The organism is Chryseobacterium oncorhynchi (assembly GCF_002899895.1).
Taxonomy (GTDB): Bacteria; Bacteroidota; Bacteroidia; order Flavobacteriales; family Weeksellaceae; genus Chryseobacterium; species Chryseobacterium oncorhynchi.
The window spans coordinates 1-443 of record NZ_PPEI02000038.1 but is presented as its reverse complement, the minus strand read 5'-3'; the positions used below and the strand labels follow the sequence as shown (position 1 = coordinate 443).

1 protein-coding gene is annotated in these 443 nt (G+C 64.8%); it reads right to left on the bottom strand.

What is annotated here, in order from left to right; all coding sequences use genetic code 11:
• Nucleotides 1-443, bottom strand: a 443-nt coding sequence (locus C1638_RS22815) for a carboxyl transferase domain-containing protein (RefSeq protein WP_369073491.1), incomplete at both ends; no start/stop codon positions are given.

Below are 443 nucleotides of genomic sequence, written 5' to 3'. Positions count from 1 at the left end.
GATGCGGGTGTGCACATCGGCGCCGCCCAGGTCTTCGGCGCTGATGTTTTCCCCGGTCGCTGCTTTGACCAGCGGTGGGCCACCCAAAAAGATCGTTCCCTGCTCCTTGACGATGATGGACTCGTCCGCCATGGCGGGCACATAAGCACCGCCTGCGGTGCAGGAGCCCATGACCACCGCGATTTGCGGGATACCCTCGGCAGAGAGCGTGGCCTGGTTGTAGAAAATGCGGCCGAAGTGGTCCCGGTCGGGGAAGACCTCGTCCTGGCGGGGCAGGAAAGCCCCGCCGGAATCGACCAGGGAGATGCATGGCAGGCGGTGCTTGCGAGCCACTTCCTGGGCGCGCAGGTGCTTTTTCACCGTCAGCGGGAAGTAGGTGCCGCCCTTGACCGTGGCATCGTTGGCCACGATCACGCACTCCACCCCCGATACCCGGCCAATCC